At 56.6% G+C, this 14860-nt stretch carries 12 protein-coding genes; 5 read left to right on the forward strand and 7 right to left on the reverse strand.

Going from position 1 to position 14860, the window contains the following annotated elements; all coding sequences use genetic code 11:
• Positions 1-6 precede the first annotated feature (6 nt).
• A complete protein-coding gene (locus BL107_RS00170; protein ID WP_009788225.1) occupies positions 7-987 on the reverse strand; it encodes a cation:proton antiporter in 981 nt (326 codons plus the stop codon).
• Between the two features lie 13 nt (positions 988-1000).
• Here BL107_RS00170 and BL107_RS13300 point away from each other — a divergent pair, with 13 nt between their 5' ends.
• On the forward strand, positions 1001-1228 hold the full coding sequence (locus tag BL107_RS13300; protein WP_369791558.1) for a hypothetical protein: 228 nt from the start codon (positions 1001-1003) through the stop codon (positions 1226-1228).
• Between the two features lie 68 nt (positions 1229-1296).
• Positions 1297-1551: an NAD(P)H-quinone oxidoreductase subunit O gene (locus BL107_RS00175; protein ID WP_009788227.1), complete on the forward strand. Its 255-nt coding sequence runs from the start codon at positions 1297-1299 to the stop codon at positions 1549-1551.
• Here BL107_RS00175 and BL107_RS00180 read toward each other — a convergent pair.
• From BL107_RS00180 to BL107_RS00200, 5 genes are all read right to left on the reverse strand, one after another.
• Positions 1542-3587, reverse strand: a complete 2046-nt coding sequence (locus BL107_RS00180) for a glycosyltransferase family 39 protein (protein ID WP_037987789.1) — start codon at positions 3585-3587, stop codon at positions 1542-1544. The genes BL107_RS00175 and BL107_RS00180 overlap by 10 nt on opposite strands.
• On the reverse strand, positions 3584-4252 hold the full coding sequence (locus BL107_RS00185) for a J domain-containing protein (RefSeq protein ID WP_009788229.1): 669 nt from the start codon (positions 4250-4252) through the stop codon (positions 3584-3586). The genes BL107_RS00180 and BL107_RS00185 overlap by 4 nt, the downstream gene beginning before the upstream one ends.
• A gap of 10 nt (positions 4253-4262) precedes the next feature.
• Positions 4263-5231 (reverse strand): cysteine synthase A, encoded by a 969-nt coding sequence (cysK, locus tag BL107_RS00190; protein WP_009788230.1) that lies wholly within the window; start codon positions 5229-5231, stop codon positions 4263-4265.
• A 97-nt stretch (positions 5232-5328) separates the two neighbouring features.
• The gene (locus BL107_RS00195; protein WP_009788231.1) at positions 5329-6876 is read right to left on the reverse strand and encodes an iron uptake porin; all 1548 of its coding nucleotides are present in this window, start codon (positions 6874-6876) and stop codon (positions 5329-5331) included.
• Positions 6877-7093: 217 nt separating this feature from the next.
• The gene (locus BL107_RS00200; RefSeq protein WP_009788232.1) at positions 7094-8635 is read right to left on the reverse strand and encodes an iron uptake porin; all 1542 of its coding nucleotides are present in this window, start codon (positions 8633-8635) and stop codon (positions 7094-7096) included.
• Positions 8636-8989: 354 nt separating this feature from the next.
• Between BL107_RS00200 and BL107_RS00205 the strand changes: the two genes are divergently transcribed.
• The 3 genes from BL107_RS00205 (at position 8990) to BL107_RS00215 (ending at position 13797) form a co-directional block, all read left to right on the forward strand.
• Positions 8990-10636: a DUF2079 domain-containing protein gene (locus tag BL107_RS00205; protein ID WP_037987792.1), complete on the forward strand. Its 1647-nt coding sequence runs from the start codon at positions 8990-8992 to the stop codon at positions 10634-10636.
• A 282-nt stretch (positions 10637-10918) separates the two neighbouring features.
• Entirely contained in the window at positions 10919-12415 is a 1497-nt protein-coding gene (locus BL107_RS00210; RefSeq protein WP_009788234.1) for a glycosyltransferase family 39 protein, read from the forward strand.
• The gene (locus BL107_RS00215; RefSeq protein WP_037988602.1) at positions 12400-13797 is read left to right on the forward strand and encodes a DUF2079 domain-containing protein; all 1398 of its coding nucleotides are present in this window, start codon (positions 12400-12402) and stop codon (positions 13795-13797) included. Before BL107_RS00210 ends, BL107_RS00215 begins: the two co-directional genes overlap by 16 nt.
• 53 nt (positions 13798-13850) lie before the next feature.
• Here the strand turns inward: BL107_RS00215 and BL107_RS00220 are convergent, their stop codons facing one another.
• Positions 13851-14801 carry a hypothetical protein gene (locus tag BL107_RS00220; RefSeq protein WP_009788236.1) on the reverse strand — a complete coding sequence of 317 codons (951 nt, stop codon included), beginning with the start codon at positions 14799-14801 and terminating at the stop codon, positions 13851-13853.
• Between the last annotated feature and the right edge of the window lie 59 nt (positions 14802-14860).

Here is a 14860-nt window from a genome sequence, read left to right on the forward strand (position 1 = left end):
GAAAGGTTAAGTGGGTTCCGCTTCTTCCGACGGCAACACCAGCCCCAAACGATGGGCGATCGGCGCCAATGCAAATCCTTGAAGTAGCAAGCCAAACAACACCACGGCCAAGGCGAGGGGTGGCATCAACTTCCCCCAGGGGGCGGGCGATGCCCAAGCCTGAATTGCCATTGCAATGGGAACCGCCCCACGTAAACCCGTCCATGCCACAAAGCGTTTTTCACTGCTTTGAAAATCCGCTCGAAGCAACAACAGCTGCACCATCAGCCACCGCACCAGCTGCATCGCCAGCACCAGAAGGAGAGCCCATCCGGCAGCCTCAACAACATTTTGGGGGGCGACAACCAAGCCCAGACATAAAAAAAGCAGCAGCTCAGCCATTTTCGCGAAGCTGGAATGGGCTTCTTCGAGCACCTCTTGGGCGGCAGCACGGCTATTGCCCAACACAAGGCCCGCCACATAGGCCGCCAAGAGCGGACTTCCGCCCATCAACGTTGTGCCCCCTGACAACACCAACAGGAGAGCCAAGCTCACCACCGGCAGCATGGAGCCCCGGGTGAGCGATTGACTGCCCATCAGCAGCTGGGAAATCATGCTGCCGCCAATAAATCCAAGCAGTCCACCCAAAAGGAATTGCCGGATCACATCCGTCACCAAATCGGCTGTGGCCAAACCCGTCCCACCGGCTAAGGCCAAGGCAACATTGGCCAAAACCACCGCCATTGGATCGTTAATGGTGGATTCCATTTCGATCAAATCGAGGACCCGCTGAGGCAAGCGACCAGCCAGTGGTCGCAACAGTGAAAGGGCTGCTGAAGCATCTGTACTGCTCAACATGGCCCCAACAAACAACACCTGAGCGAGCAATCCCACCTGCCATTTCCCCTGGACGATGAGAGCCCCCACGCCAATCAGCGTGAGCAACCCAGCCGTCAGCAACACACCAAGACTGGCGAGCCGAGCTGCTGGTCGGATCACAGATTTCATCCGCGTCCAATTGGTGGTGAGCCCTCCAAAAAAAGAGCACCAGAATCAAAGCCGACTGGGTGATCCGATCCGCCCGGACGAGCGACAGCAATGGCTCACTGGTCGAGCGCAAGTCGTTGTCGACCAGCAATCCCAAGGCCAACACCAGAAGAATTCCTGGCAATTTGACGCGATCAGCCAGGTCATCAAGCAGCACTGCCGCCAAGAGCAGACCGCCAAATGCCATCAAGTAGAGGGCTAAGTGATCGTGCACAGGGTTGGTGGCTTCATCCCGTTGGTTTTAGCCTGCTGATGTCTTCTGGACCTGAAATGGCCGACTCCGACACCAGCGCACCCGCGAAAGCCAAACCGGCAGCCCTACGAAAAGGTGCGCTGGTGAAAGTGAACCGGAAGGCCTATTCCGCCAGCATCGAAGCTGCTGCCAGTGATCCCACACCACCGGACTACATCTTTGATGGTCCTGGAGAACTGCTTGTCGTGAAGGGTGACTACGGACAAGTGCGCTGGAATCGCCCCGTACCGGACGTATGGCTACGCATGGATCAGTTAGAGGCCTACTCCTGATCGGAGCTCTCCAAGCCCGCTTCAACGGACGTCACAGCGGCGGGAACACTGTTCAAAGCAGCGGGAAATCTCCAAACAGCTCCGGACAACACACCGCTCAGATCACCGAGGGCCCGGAGCACAGGTTCCTGGTGCTGTTTTACGGCGCTGTCAGCGACAGACATTGCCGCCCATGGATTCCATCCAGCGAGATTCACAACGCTGCGGTACGCCGCAGGCCAGGGGTTCTCAGGGATCAGCGTCTGAAGCTGAGCAAATTGCTCTGAAGCCTCATTCGGCCGATTCGCCAAGACGGCCAGTAAGGCCAGGGTCCAACGAGCTTGTTGATCCTTGGGATTGATCTTTAAGCGCCGGGTCGCCTCAAGGAACACCGGCTGTCGATAACTGAAATGGCCATCCAGCATGTGTTCCAGCGCAACGGCGCTGAAAACAGGATCGAGACCCGCAGGTCCCTTGGCCATGCCGAGGGCAAGCTGTGGAAAACGTTCGGCAAAACTTGGCCCGCTCACAGGCTGGTTGCCGCGCCGACGCCATAGGGAATAACTCCCTCCTTGGGGGCGCTGAAATTGCTCCACCTGCTCGAAGACACCACTACGACGGACGGCGCGATCGAGACGACGGGCAGCCTTCCGGACCGAACCCTGATCGCCTTCAGCGAGGACAACCCAGTCAGCTCGTGCCAACACAGGGTCGCGGTCTGCATCATTGCCCCCCAATTGGCGACCCACCACATGCCCTCCATGGCGACGGCCGTAGTAAGACACGTTGTGCTGGTTGAGATCTGGCGTACTCGGCACCACAATCAAAGTGCGCGCTGGCACTGCAGCGTCAGCACCACCTGCGGCATCCACCAGCGCCTCAAGGGGACCCCGAGGGCGATCCCCCAAGCGTTCCAGCTGGGTTGAAAAACCGGCTGGAGTACATGCCAGCAAGCCTGCCGCTAGCCATGGACGCATCCAACGGAGGCCCTTGTGCTGCCACCAAAGGCCCCACTGCCACCAACCACGGGCCAACAACAGCACCAGCATGGGCAACAGCGGAGCGATGTAGCGGTCTCCTTTGTTCGGACTCAACGTGGTGAGGATCCAAGCTGCCAAAAGATTGATCACCAGCCAGCGCCAAGACCAAGTGCGATCTGTACTGGGATCATGGCGGCGGAGCCACCAGAGCATCAGTCCGGAGACACCAACAGCGAGGAGCACCACCCCGAGCTGCTCCGGCAGTAAGCGGGGATACCAGAGCCAACTCGCCCAACTAAGAACGCCGGGATCCCCCTCCCGCACAGCCGATTCGAACACGGCTCGATTGGTACCTCCCAAGCTCGTAATCCAGTTATGACGCAACCACGGTCCGAGCAGGGCCGCACCCATCAACGGCAGAAGCATGGCTTGCCGCAACCAGTGGCCCCGACGACGGAACACGACATACAAGGCACCCAGGCCAGCAGGGGTGAGCACCAGAAAAGCGCTTTGCTTCACCAACAACGCCGCCAAGGCGGCAAGCGTGCAACCCCATGCCTGGTTCCAACGCCCTCCGCCGGAGGGGTCACACCACACATCCAGCCGCCAAAGCGCCAAGGTGCAAACAGCTGTGAGTGGCATCTCTAAGACGTAATCCGTTCGCAGCTCCAGGAACGCTGGAACCATTGCGATGAGTCCGCAGGCCAGCCAAGCAAAACCTGGGCCATACAAACGACGGCCCCACCCCGCAACAGCGATCAAGAGCAGGCCATGCCAAAGGCTGAGACTCCACGCCGCCTGATCAGGTGCTCCGCCGCTCACTGCCATCACGCTGCCGTTCACCAAGGACGCGAGAGGTGGAATTTTTGGCGACAGATCCAACAGCGCATTCCACCCTTGCCAGCCACCTCCAGGAAGCAGTCCGAGCGCACGACCATGATCCAGGGCGCTGTTGAGATAGTCAGCCTGGTCCCAGGCGGGAACGCCACCCTGCAAAGTCCACCACAGCCGATCCGCCAGGGTGGCAAGGAGCCAAATCAGGGCCACTCCTCCCCAAAAGCGGCAACGCTGGCTCACAGAATGTCCAGGCGCCGACGTTCGTCCTGCAGCCGTTTTCGGCGCTGTTTGGCTTCCCTCAGCATCTCGCGACCATCGTGGAGGTAATTGTCCACGTACCCCATCGTGTAGCGCTCGAGTTCAGCCAGGGCATCCTCCACCTCCGATAAACAGTGATAAACACTCAAACCGAAGCCACGCGCCGAAGCCGGGGTTGGTAGCGACTGAAATAACGTCTTCACCCGTTCCATCTTGCGGGAACTGGTTTCTAAGTAACTGCAAAAGGCCTCCATCAGCTCGTCGTCATAGGGGTCTGCCGACAACGCCTTGAACTGCGCAGGAAAGGGATTGATCACCTCTCCGATCATGCGATCAATCGGGGCATACACCCGACGCAGCCATTCCACCAAAGCATCGTCTGCCGCAACCGAATGATTGTGGGCCGATCTGGCTCGACGAAGATCAGGTTGTCGGGATGCTGAGGGTGGAGAAATCCGAGTGCGATCAAACTTGCGGCGACGGTCTTGATCGCCCAAAACCTCCCAGGCAGCGTTCAGCGCCAACATCCGTTGATCATCGCCACCCGCATCCGGGTGGTGCTGTTTCACCAAGCGTCGATAAGCAGCCTTGATTTCGGCCGCTGATGCATGACTGCTGACTTCGAGCACCGTGTAGGGATCATTCATCGTTCAGTCCTTACACCTGTCCATCGCGTCGCGCTGGCAGAACTGAGCCCCGACTAAACATCGGCGTGGATAAATATCGCTCGCCATAACTGGCCAGGATCACCACCATTCGCTTGTTGGCCATCGCTGGTTGTTGCGCCAACTGAAGAGCAGCTGCGATGGCTGCACCACTGCTTATTCCGCAGAGCAAACCTTCCTCTCTCGCCAACCGTCGCCCCATCTCCATGGCGTCGTCATCGCTCACGGTGACGACCAAATCAATGAGATCGAAGTCCAAAACCTCGGGGACAAAACCAGCCCCAATGCCCTGGATCCGATGGGCCCCAGGCGACCCGCCAGACAACACCGGACTCGCCTCTGGCTCCACTGCCACTACTTGCAACTGAGGATTTCTCTGCTTCAAAGCGCGGGCGCAGCCGGTAATTGTGCCTCCGGTACCTACACCGGCAACAAGAACATCGAGCGCCCCATCACAGTCGGTCCAAATCTCCTCCGCTGTGGTGCGCTCATGCACTGCTGGGTTGGCGGGATTATCAAACTGCTGAAGCAGATAGGCCTCGGGAATCTCAGCCACGAGGTCTTTAGCTAAAGCAATCGCACCCCTCATCCCTTCCGATCCATCGGTGAGCTGCAACTCAGCGCCATAGGCGCGGAGCATCGCTCGACGCTCGGTACTCATCGATTCGGGCATGGTGAGAATCAAGCGGTACCCCCTTGCGGCAGCCACCATCGCCAGGGCAATACCGGTATTACCACTTGTGGGCTCTACCAGCACAGTGCGGCCAGGGGCGATCGTGCCGGCCTGCTCCGCCTCAAGCACCATGGCGCTAGCGATGCGGTCCTTCACTGAAGCCGAAGGATTGAAACTCTCCAATTTGGCCAGAATCTCAGCTTGTGAACCGCAGGCCTGAGGCAGACGATTCAGCCGAACCAACGGTGTTCCGCCGATCAAAGCCGTGATATCTGCAGCGATCGCCATGGAGGCAGCTTGTGGTCTCGTACACCATAAAAAAACCCCCCGAAGTGGGGGGTTTGGAACAACGTGAGGGCAACCAAAGTTGCCCTTCGAGGGTTGATCAGAACTTGAAGGTGGTTTTGATCAGGCCGCTCATGGCGTTGAGGCCATCGGAATCCTGGCCTGCGTAAGGCTTGCTCAGGTAGTGGACTGCAGGGGTAACCGTGATGTTGTCGGTGACCTGGAACTTGTAGAAGAATTCCCAAGCGTAGCCAGATCCAGCGATGTAATCGCTCTCGTTTTTGCGACCCTTGACATCAATATCGGTGATGAAAGTGGGCTGACCGACGGCCATACCGAAGGAATTACCTTCGATGAATACGTCGCTCCACTCAAGTCCGACGTACCAGGACTGGGAGGTAGCGCTGCGAACTCCAGACAGATTGCTGTTTGAGACATCCGTTAAGCCCCAGCCAGTGGAGATTGAAGGAATCCAACCAGAATCTTCGGGTGTCCACCAGGCGCTCAAGCCAACGCTATTGGTGTTGCCGGACTGGGAGATGGCGACAGCACCAGGAGTGCCATTACCGCCATAAAGAGCTCCACCACCTTCAGCGCCCGAAGCGTAGGTATAGGCAGCAGCAAGGCCCCAACCCTCTGGTGCATAGGCAATCTGGGTAGTTGCACTAGTACCAGCAGCATCGGTAGCAACACCACCAACGTTGGGGTCGCTCAGATTTCCATCAGTCGAGATGTAGCTGGTAGAAATGCTGAAACCACCTTCGGTCTGCCAGTAGACACCTGCACCACCGCCGAGGGTCAGGTTGTAAGCACCAGGCGCACCTGCATAGGTGAAGAAGTCCATCGTCATGTCTGACGGATAGGCGCTAGGCCACACGGGCAGCATGTCGTCCATACGCACAACAGGGCCACCAACAATGGTGAACTCGTCACCAACGGGGAAGCTGTAGTACAGGCGGTTGACTTTGACAGTGTTGCCAGAGTCGAAGCCATACTCCTGAGCGAACAGGCCTACGCCGTTACCGCCGTAGATGTTGTTCATGTTGCCGGAACGCAGGCGCGTATACAGCAAATCCTTACCGGTGAAGCTGGTTTCCAGGTTCAGGGCGAGGTTGTAGCTGAAAGAGGTGCCGCCGTTGTTTTTAGCTGCGTTCTTGCTGCCCTGGCCGTGGTACTTGGCAGCGCCAAGAACCCAGTTGGTGACACCCTTGAGCTTGGTGGTGGTGGAGAACTGGGTTGCTTCCAGTTCGCCAACACGAGCTTCGAGGCCGTCAACGCGTCCGCGGAGGATGGCGAGCTCGGTTTCGAATTCTTCAAGAAGGCGACGCAGTTCGTCGGTGACTTCAGTGATGCGGTCGAGACATGCGTTCAGCAGTGCTGCAGCCTCGTAACGGGTCATCGCCCGGTTGCCGCGGAAGGTGCCGTTGGGGTAACCAGCGACGCAGCCGTACTGCTCAACCAAGTTGCTGAGCGCCTGATAGGCCCAGTCAGTTGGGTAAACGTCGGAGAATTGGGTAACGCTGGTGACTTGATCGGCAGAAGCCGCGTAGTCAGAAACGCCGTTGATGTTGAGCTCGGCGGCATTGGCGCCGGAGGCCAGAAGGCCCAGGGCGGCAGGAGCCACCAGCATTTGCTGGAAAAGCTTCATTGAATAGTTCCTCACACAGGAAATGGGCGCAACTACGCCACATGTGAATTGTGGAAGAACCGAACGGTATAACCCAATACGGATGTGACAGAAAGCACAACGGCTATGCATCAATTGATGCATAGCCGTTGTCTTTCTTTGAAAGAGGCCCGCAACGTTCAAGATGTTCGTTGCGGGCCAACTGCCTGAGCAACCGAAGTTGCCCAACGAGGGTTGATCAGAACTTGAAGGTAGTTTTGATCAGACCGCTCATGGCGTTGAGGCCATCGGAATCCTGGCTTGCGTAAGGCTTGCTCAGGTAGTGGATGGCAGGGGTAACTGTGATGTTGTCGGTGACCTGGAACTTATAGAAGAATTCCCAGGCGTAGCCTGAACCAGCGACGAAATCGTCAACACCCTTCTTGGTATCGACGTCGGAGATGAAGGTGGGCTGACCAACCGCCATACCGAGGGAGTTGCCCTCAACGAACACATCACTCCATTCCAAGCCGACATACCAGGACTGGGTGGTTGCGTCCTTTACCCCGCTGATGGCGGGATCAGGAATATCCGTCAAGCCCCAACCAGCGCTAATAGAAGGGATCAATCCAGAATCCTCAGGCATCCACCAAGCGCTCAATCCGTAGCTATAGGTGTTGCCGGAACCAGAAAGAGCAACAGCACCAGGAGTGCCATTACCGCCATAAAGGGCACCACCGCCCTCACCACCGGATGCATAAGTAAATGCACCAGCAATACCCCAATTCTCAGGCGCATAAGCGATCTGAGTGGTGGCGCTTGTACCTGCTGCATCCGTCAGCAAACCACCAGCATTGGGGTCACTGAGTTCAGCATCTGTTGAGAGGTAGCTGGTGGAAATGCTGAAACCACCTTCGGTTTGCCAGTAGATACCTGCACCACCGCCGAGGGCGAGGTTGTAGGCACCAGGTGCACCGGCGTAGGTGAAGAAGTCCATCGTCATGTCTGACGGATAGGCGCTAGGCCATACGGGCAGCATGTTGTCCATACGGACGCGAGGGCCACCAACGATGGTGAACTCGTCACCGAGGGGGAAGCTATAGAACAAACGGTCGATGACGACAGCGTTTCCTGTATCCACGCCGTACTCCTGGCCGAACAGGCCTACGCCACCGCCACCGAAGATGTTATTCATGTTGCCGGAACGCAGACGCGTTACCAAGCTGTCTTTGCCGGTGAAGCTGGTCTCAAGAGCAAGACGGAGGTCGTAGCTGAAGGACGTACCACCGTTAGCAGTTGCCTCGGCCTTGCTTCCTTCGCCGTGGTACTTGGCAGCGCCAAGAACCCAGTGCGTGGTGCCCTTGAGCTTGGTGGTGGTGGAGAACTGGGTTGCTTCCAGTTCGCCAACACGAGCTTCGAGGCCGTCAACGCGTCCGCGGAGGATGGCGAGCTCGGTTTCGAATTCTTCAAGAAGGCGACGCAGTTCGTCGGTGACTTCAGTGATGCGGTCGAGACATGCGTTCAGCAGTGCTGCAGCCTCGTAACGGGTCATCGCCCGGTTGCCGCGGAAGGTGCCGTTGGGGTAACCAGCGACGCAGCCGTACTGCTCAACCAAGTTGCTGAGCGCCTGATAGGCCCAGTCAGTTGGGTAAACGTCGGAGAATTGGGTAACGCTGGTGACTTGATCGGCAGAAGCCGCGTAGTCAGAAACGCCGTTGATGTTGAGCTCGGCGGCATTGGCGCCGGAGGCCAGAAGGCCCAGGGCGGCAGGAGCCACCAGCATTTGCTGGAAAAGCTTCATTGAATAGTTCCTCACACAGGAAGTGGGCTTAATACCCACAACCATTAATCCTTTCAATGATCAACTTTCAGCAGAAGATGTGACACAAGGGGCCATGTCTGGTATCGAAAACGACAGAAAAAAGGCGACTTGGTTCATTTGACTACAAATTGCCAGGGAATTTGGGACAAATCGCGAGGCTCTATTGGGCACAATTACAGGACTCATTGCTTGAAAAGCGTGCAACTTTGGTAGCAAATCAAACATTATCCGCTCAAAACCCTTGACTTCATGCACCTAAGGCTTTGTCGCATCAAAAGAACCTTTTTAGTTGCACAGGCAACAATATTTGAATAAGTACGCACCCTGATCGCAGTGCCTCAACGGCCGTTCGTATCTCGCCGGATCCTTCTCGTAGCGACAGGGTTTTCCTTGGCTCTGCTTGCGCTTCAGGGCTGGCGTTCATGGGTGTTACTCGCGAGCTACGACCAGGGAATTTTTCAACAAGTGCTTTGGAACAGCCTTGATGGGCACTGGCTTGAAAGCACTCTTTCTTCTCAGCTCTCCACCAACGTCATCCACGACGGCGCAGTGCCTTCCGTCGGCTACGCACGTCTTGGTCAACACTTCACACCAACCTTGTTGATTTGGGCGCCCTTGGTGGGGCTCATCGGCGGAGCGGCCCTTCCCTTGGTTCAGGTAGGGCTGATCACGGCGGCTGGACTTGTGCTTCACCGGCTGGCCAATCAGCTCGTGCCTGAACGCACAGCCCATTGGATCACCTACGGCTATTTCGCAGGCAATGCCTTAATCGGCCCAACGCTGGGAAATTTCACCGATCTCTGCCAGTTGCCCTTGGCGGTGTTTGCACTGCTGCTCGGCTTGCAGGAAAAGCGGCGGTGGTTGGTTGTGCTTTCTGCCCTATTAATGCCCCTAATCCGTGAAGACACAGGCGTGCTTTTGGTCGCCATTGGAGCCTGGCTTGCGGTGCGTGAGCGTCATCGTTGGCCGCTGGCTTTGGCCTTCATCGCCTGGGGTGGGGGTTGGGTAATGGCCTGTACCAACCTGCTGATGCCGATGTTCTCCGACGACAATGCCAAGCGCTTCATGGTGGAGAACTTTGGTCAGTACCTCGGTGAAGATCATGCAAGCGGGAGTAGCAGCCTTGGAACACTGCGACAGGTTTTAAGCCAGCCCGCCCTGCTGCTTCAACAGCTTGTCGACCCTCCAGGTCAAACCCTTCTTTATCTGCTCGGGCAAGGGCTGCCCTTTCTATTTATCCCCCTAATCAGCCTGGATACAGCGCTGTTGGCGGGTCCCAGCCTGCTCGGCCTCTTCTTAGCCCAAGGGGCCAACGATCCCTTATCGATCACGATCCGCTACACCCTGCTTGTGGTGCCAGGGTTTGCCCTAGGAGCCCTGTTTTGGTGGGCTCGTCGGCCGAATCCAAACCTTGGGTCCAAGGTTCGTCTGGCCTGGGGTTGTGCGTTAACCCTCTCGCTACTTCTAACGATTAGCAGCAATCCCCACAGAAGCCTTTCCGTCTTGATCCCCGACAGCATTGATCCGTGGGTTCACAGTGATTGGTCAAACCAGTGGGCTCACGGGAAAGCCGCTCGAGACGCCCTGCAAGTGATTCCTGCAACGGCCTCTGTTGCGGCGAACACACCACTAATTCCGCTGCTCGCTCGACGGTCGGTGGTGGTGCGCTTTCCATTCAGCACGGACTATCAAGACAGAGAAGGTTCCATCAAAGCCGTTGATTGGATCGCGGTTGATCTTGATTTTTTAAACCGCTATGGCGTTGCTTTCCGGGGGGATTGGAAGCAACTTCGCAACAGCAAACGCTGGATCGAAAACAACCGAGACACCTACAGCGTTCAAGCCTTGAAGGATGGCGTCGTTGTGATGGAACGGACGACCAAGCGTGAAGCAAGCCACAACCTGAAGCTTGAAAGCGCCCTTAACGAACTTCTGGCGACACCACTTCCCAAAGACCCCAAACGGCGCTCAAAACCTTGACAGGCAAACAAAACGATGCCCCCGACCAGAAACTGGCCGGGGGCTCTCGCCGGGTCCGCTTTTGTCGCGGAACCGGATGATCAATCAGAAAGCGCCGTTCAGCCGGCGTTCTCCGCGATCAGCAGACCCTGAATCAAAGAACTGGAAATCATGGACACCTCCTCCTAAGTGGATTGTTGAGCGCCGGCGATGCATTCGGTGGTGTCCAGAACCCGAAGGTCCGAAGATGCCACCACATCACTGCGATCAGGACACTTGAACACTAACGGAAGTGTCCAGGAGATGAAACGTCCGCAGCAAGGCCGTCGCTGGTTGACACCAGTTCTTCTGTGGATCATCACTCTCTGCCTCTGGCTGCCGGGTCTCGGCAACCTGCCACTCCGAGATTGGGATGAAGGACGCGTCGCGACGGTGGCGCGATCCACCACAGGAGTGCTTCCGATGAAATGGGAGCGGTCGTATCTCAACAAGCCCCCAGGTCTGCATTGGCCGATGGGCCAACTCATTCGAACCAAGGGTGAGCAGGAGAGCGTTGTAAGGCTGTTACCAGCCCTCTTCTCCAGCCTGGCGATCCCCTTGATCGTGTTGCTTCGACGGAGCCTGGGGGGACAGGGGCGTGATCAATCCGCCCTGCTATCTGGACTCGTGCTGATGACGCTGTTGCCGATGGCTCGCCATGGACGACTCGCCATGCTCGATGGCACCCTGATCAGCTGCAGTCTTTTGCTCTGGTGGGGCTGGCTTGGCTGCAGACGGTCGTCCGGTCGAGCGTTAGCAGCAGGCTTGGCATGTAGCGGCGTCCTTCTACTGAAGCCCCCCGCACTTTTGGGATTCGCTGTGATCGCCCTGTTCGCAGGCGGTATCCACCTCCACCCCACAGGACGCCGATGGTGGGCATTCATCGTTGGGCTCCTACCCGGCGCGGGCTGGCACCTTTGGCATTGGTTCGTTCGCGGTGACAACGCTTTTTTGATGTGGGGAGGACAGGGTTTGGCCCGACTCACCACAACGGTGGGAGATGGCTTCGGTTGGTGGACGCCCTGGGTCGAACTGTTGGAAGGTGGATGGCCCTGGTTGCTGCTTCTACCAGCTGGAATCGGCTGGACTTGGGCCCATCGCCGCGAGAGCGCAGCCCGCTGGCAATTGGTCCTACTGGTCGGTAGCGCAGTGATGGTGTTGCCTCTACGCACTCAGCTCCCCTGGTACAGCCATCTTTTATGGCCACCAATTGCCTTGATTTGTGCCGAAGGGCTGCACAAGCTGCTGGAACAAGGACGGCCCCATTGGGTTTCTCAAACGTGGCAGGTGATGGGAAGCGTTCTCGCCATCGTCGGCTGCGTTGTGATCGTCAACCAAAGCAGCACAGTTCCAGGACTCAGCCTTGGATTGGCAGGGCTTGGGATTGCAGTGGGCGGATGGACACTGCAAGCCAACGCAAGACGGCGTCGATTGCAAGGGTTGGGGATTCTTGTGGTTGGCTGGGGGTTAGCACTACTGGCTCTATGGAGCAGCCAACTTTGGTTGTGGGAGCTCAATGAAAGCTGGGATCCCAGGCCTGTGGCAGCAGCAATCAAAACCTTGCCCTCAGAAGCTGAGGTATTCCTGAAGGGGCCAACCCGTCCCTCGCTCGGTTGGTATGCCAACAAGGAGCTCGGCCGATTTCGCCAAAACGATCGTCCAGATGGAGAACATTGGGTGGTGAGCAACCGTCCAATATCTGGATGTCGACGGCATGATCCAAGCGTCGATAGTGGATGGCAGCTTTGGCAGTGCGATTGACGCCCCATCGCCGCACCCCAGCAGCACTTTGGTGGTGTTCCGCCGTCTTGGGTTTTTTGGGTTGGGGTTGCTCTGCACTGCGCCATGACTTGCTGCAGAGCAATGCCTATGACCTAGGACTTTTTGATCAATGGGTCTGGCTGATCGGGCGTGGACTCGAGCCTGTGTCATCCATGGAACACGTGCACGTGTTGGCGGACCACGGCGCCTGGCTGCTCTATGGAGCTGGGGCGGCCTATGGCCTTCTGCCTGGAGTGCATTGGCTATTGGCCTCACAAGCCATCGCCCTGAGCTTCACCGCAATTCCAATTTGGTGGCTTGGCCAGCAGGCGGGACTCACACCCAAACACTGTTGGCTCGCTTGTGCACTTTGGTGGCTGCAGCCGGTTGTGTTCAACACCATCCTGTTTGATTTCCACCCTGAAACATGGGTCATGCCTGCGTTTGCCCTGGCGCTTTGGGCTGAACGCGCCGCAAAACCGCGGCTCTGGTTGGCCCTGCTTTTACTGATGCTGGGAGCCCGCGATGGTCTCATCCTGGTGATCGCCGGGATGGCCCTTGACTTGGGCTGGCGTCAACGGTGGCGTTGGTGCGCAGCAGCAGGAGGGCTATCCGTCGGATGGCTATTGATCCTGAGCCAAGGCCTCTATCCCTTGCTCAGAGGTGGGAGCGGACCCAAGGCTGCCGAACGCATGTTCGGACATCTCGGCGGTGGATTTTTAAGCCTTCTCAGCAGCCTTGAGTGGGGAGAAATCGCGTTCTATCTGCTGATTCTCAGCCTGCCGTTGGGCTGGCTTTGGCGCCGGTCGTCACGATCAACCTTGCTGATCGGAAGCCCACTTCTACTTGTGAATCTGCTCTCAGCATCGGCCAGTTATCGCACCTTGGTGCACCACTACAGCTTGCCCTTGGCCCTGATTGCTGTGGTTGCAGCCATCCGAGGGGGGCTCCAATCACCCTCTCGTCGCGGTACTCCGACTTGGGGTTTGATTTGGGCAACAGCCTGCTGGCTAGCCCTGGCAAAACCTTGGTTTTTCACTGGTCCATATCTTGAGCGCCAATCCGATGTTGGGGACGTCAAAAATGCCATCTCACTGATCCAACAAAACGATTCCGTTCTCACCACCAGTTATTTGGTCCCCCAACTCAGCCATCGCGAAACAATCGCATTTCCAAAACGATCGTTCGAACACTCCCTCTCGGACACCAACTGGTCGGTTCTGCTCCTGAATCCAAAGGACCCAGGCTGGGGATCATCGGCGCGGGTGCAACGATCACTCCTCAATCAAGCCCAAACCAATGGCTGGACCTGCCAAACCTGGCCCTCAAACCTGAGCCTTTGCCAAAAAGGTGAGACCAAGACCAACGCCTCTAAACCTTGAGACCTGATGTCAAAGCCAAACCTTTGCCAAGACAACTAGAGAACTTGATCGTTCTAATTACCTGAAGAGACGGAATCAACGGAGGACATATCAGGCTGACTTAAATATAAATAAACAACATGTATAAACACACCAACAGCAAATAAAAATTCAGCAATTTCCTGCTCTCTCGTGTGCAGATAAATCAGATCGATACCATTTTTTTCAGCCACCACACCCCAATACATCAAAGCAGCAACTCCGAAGTAACTAGCCGTACAACCAAGGGGCAAAATGACATCTATCCAAGACCCCAATCGGATTGAGCCTGAGCACCGAACTAAAAATCCACAAACCGAAAGGAGGAACAAAAGAGTAAACACACAGGCTGCGACAGTCCATGTATGAGAGTGCCAAAAAGAAAGATTATGAATATTGGTTTCATGCTGAACATTGTGCTCATTTAAAGTTGCTGGCGTACCCCAATTAAAAATCATCTGCCCCCAGCTCATCTCCTCCATCGACAAGACAAATAGACCTACGCTTCCAGATCGAATCAACAGCTTCAATCCATTGCTAGAAGCCTGAACAGCGGCTTTCCACAACAAGCACGCAGCCGCCAGCAGGAGAAGAAAGCCCAACCATTCCACCAAACTTCCTTCCGATATTCGCCTCAGATAGCTCTTCAGATCAGAGATCTGCACCCTATAAAGCAGAAAGAAGGGCCAAATCATTAGGGGAATTAAAAATATATTAAGTCGCTTGGCAGAGTCATTCGCTAGTGCCAACACAGCTCTCGCCACATCCCCACGAATCACAAGCGCAAGAAATAGCGCCCCAAGGCACCCCTGAAGAATTTGCGCCCACGAAACGTTTCGCACTCCTGCGGTGCCATTCCCGAGCACATTTGCCACGAGAACACCAAGCATTGCAAGGCCCAACAATGCAATAAAAATGCCCAATGATCGAGCCAAAAAATGCTTTCGCTCTTCCACCAAAGCTGATCGACTCATCCCCGCACCCATGAATTCACCACGCACCAAGCTTTAACTTGGATTTAAACACGGGCCTTTCGCGCCGATTG

This window comes from Synechococcus sp. BL107 (assembly GCF_000153805.1).
Taxonomy (GTDB): Bacteria; Cyanobacteriota; Cyanobacteriia; order PCC-6307; family Cyanobiaceae; genus Parasynechococcus.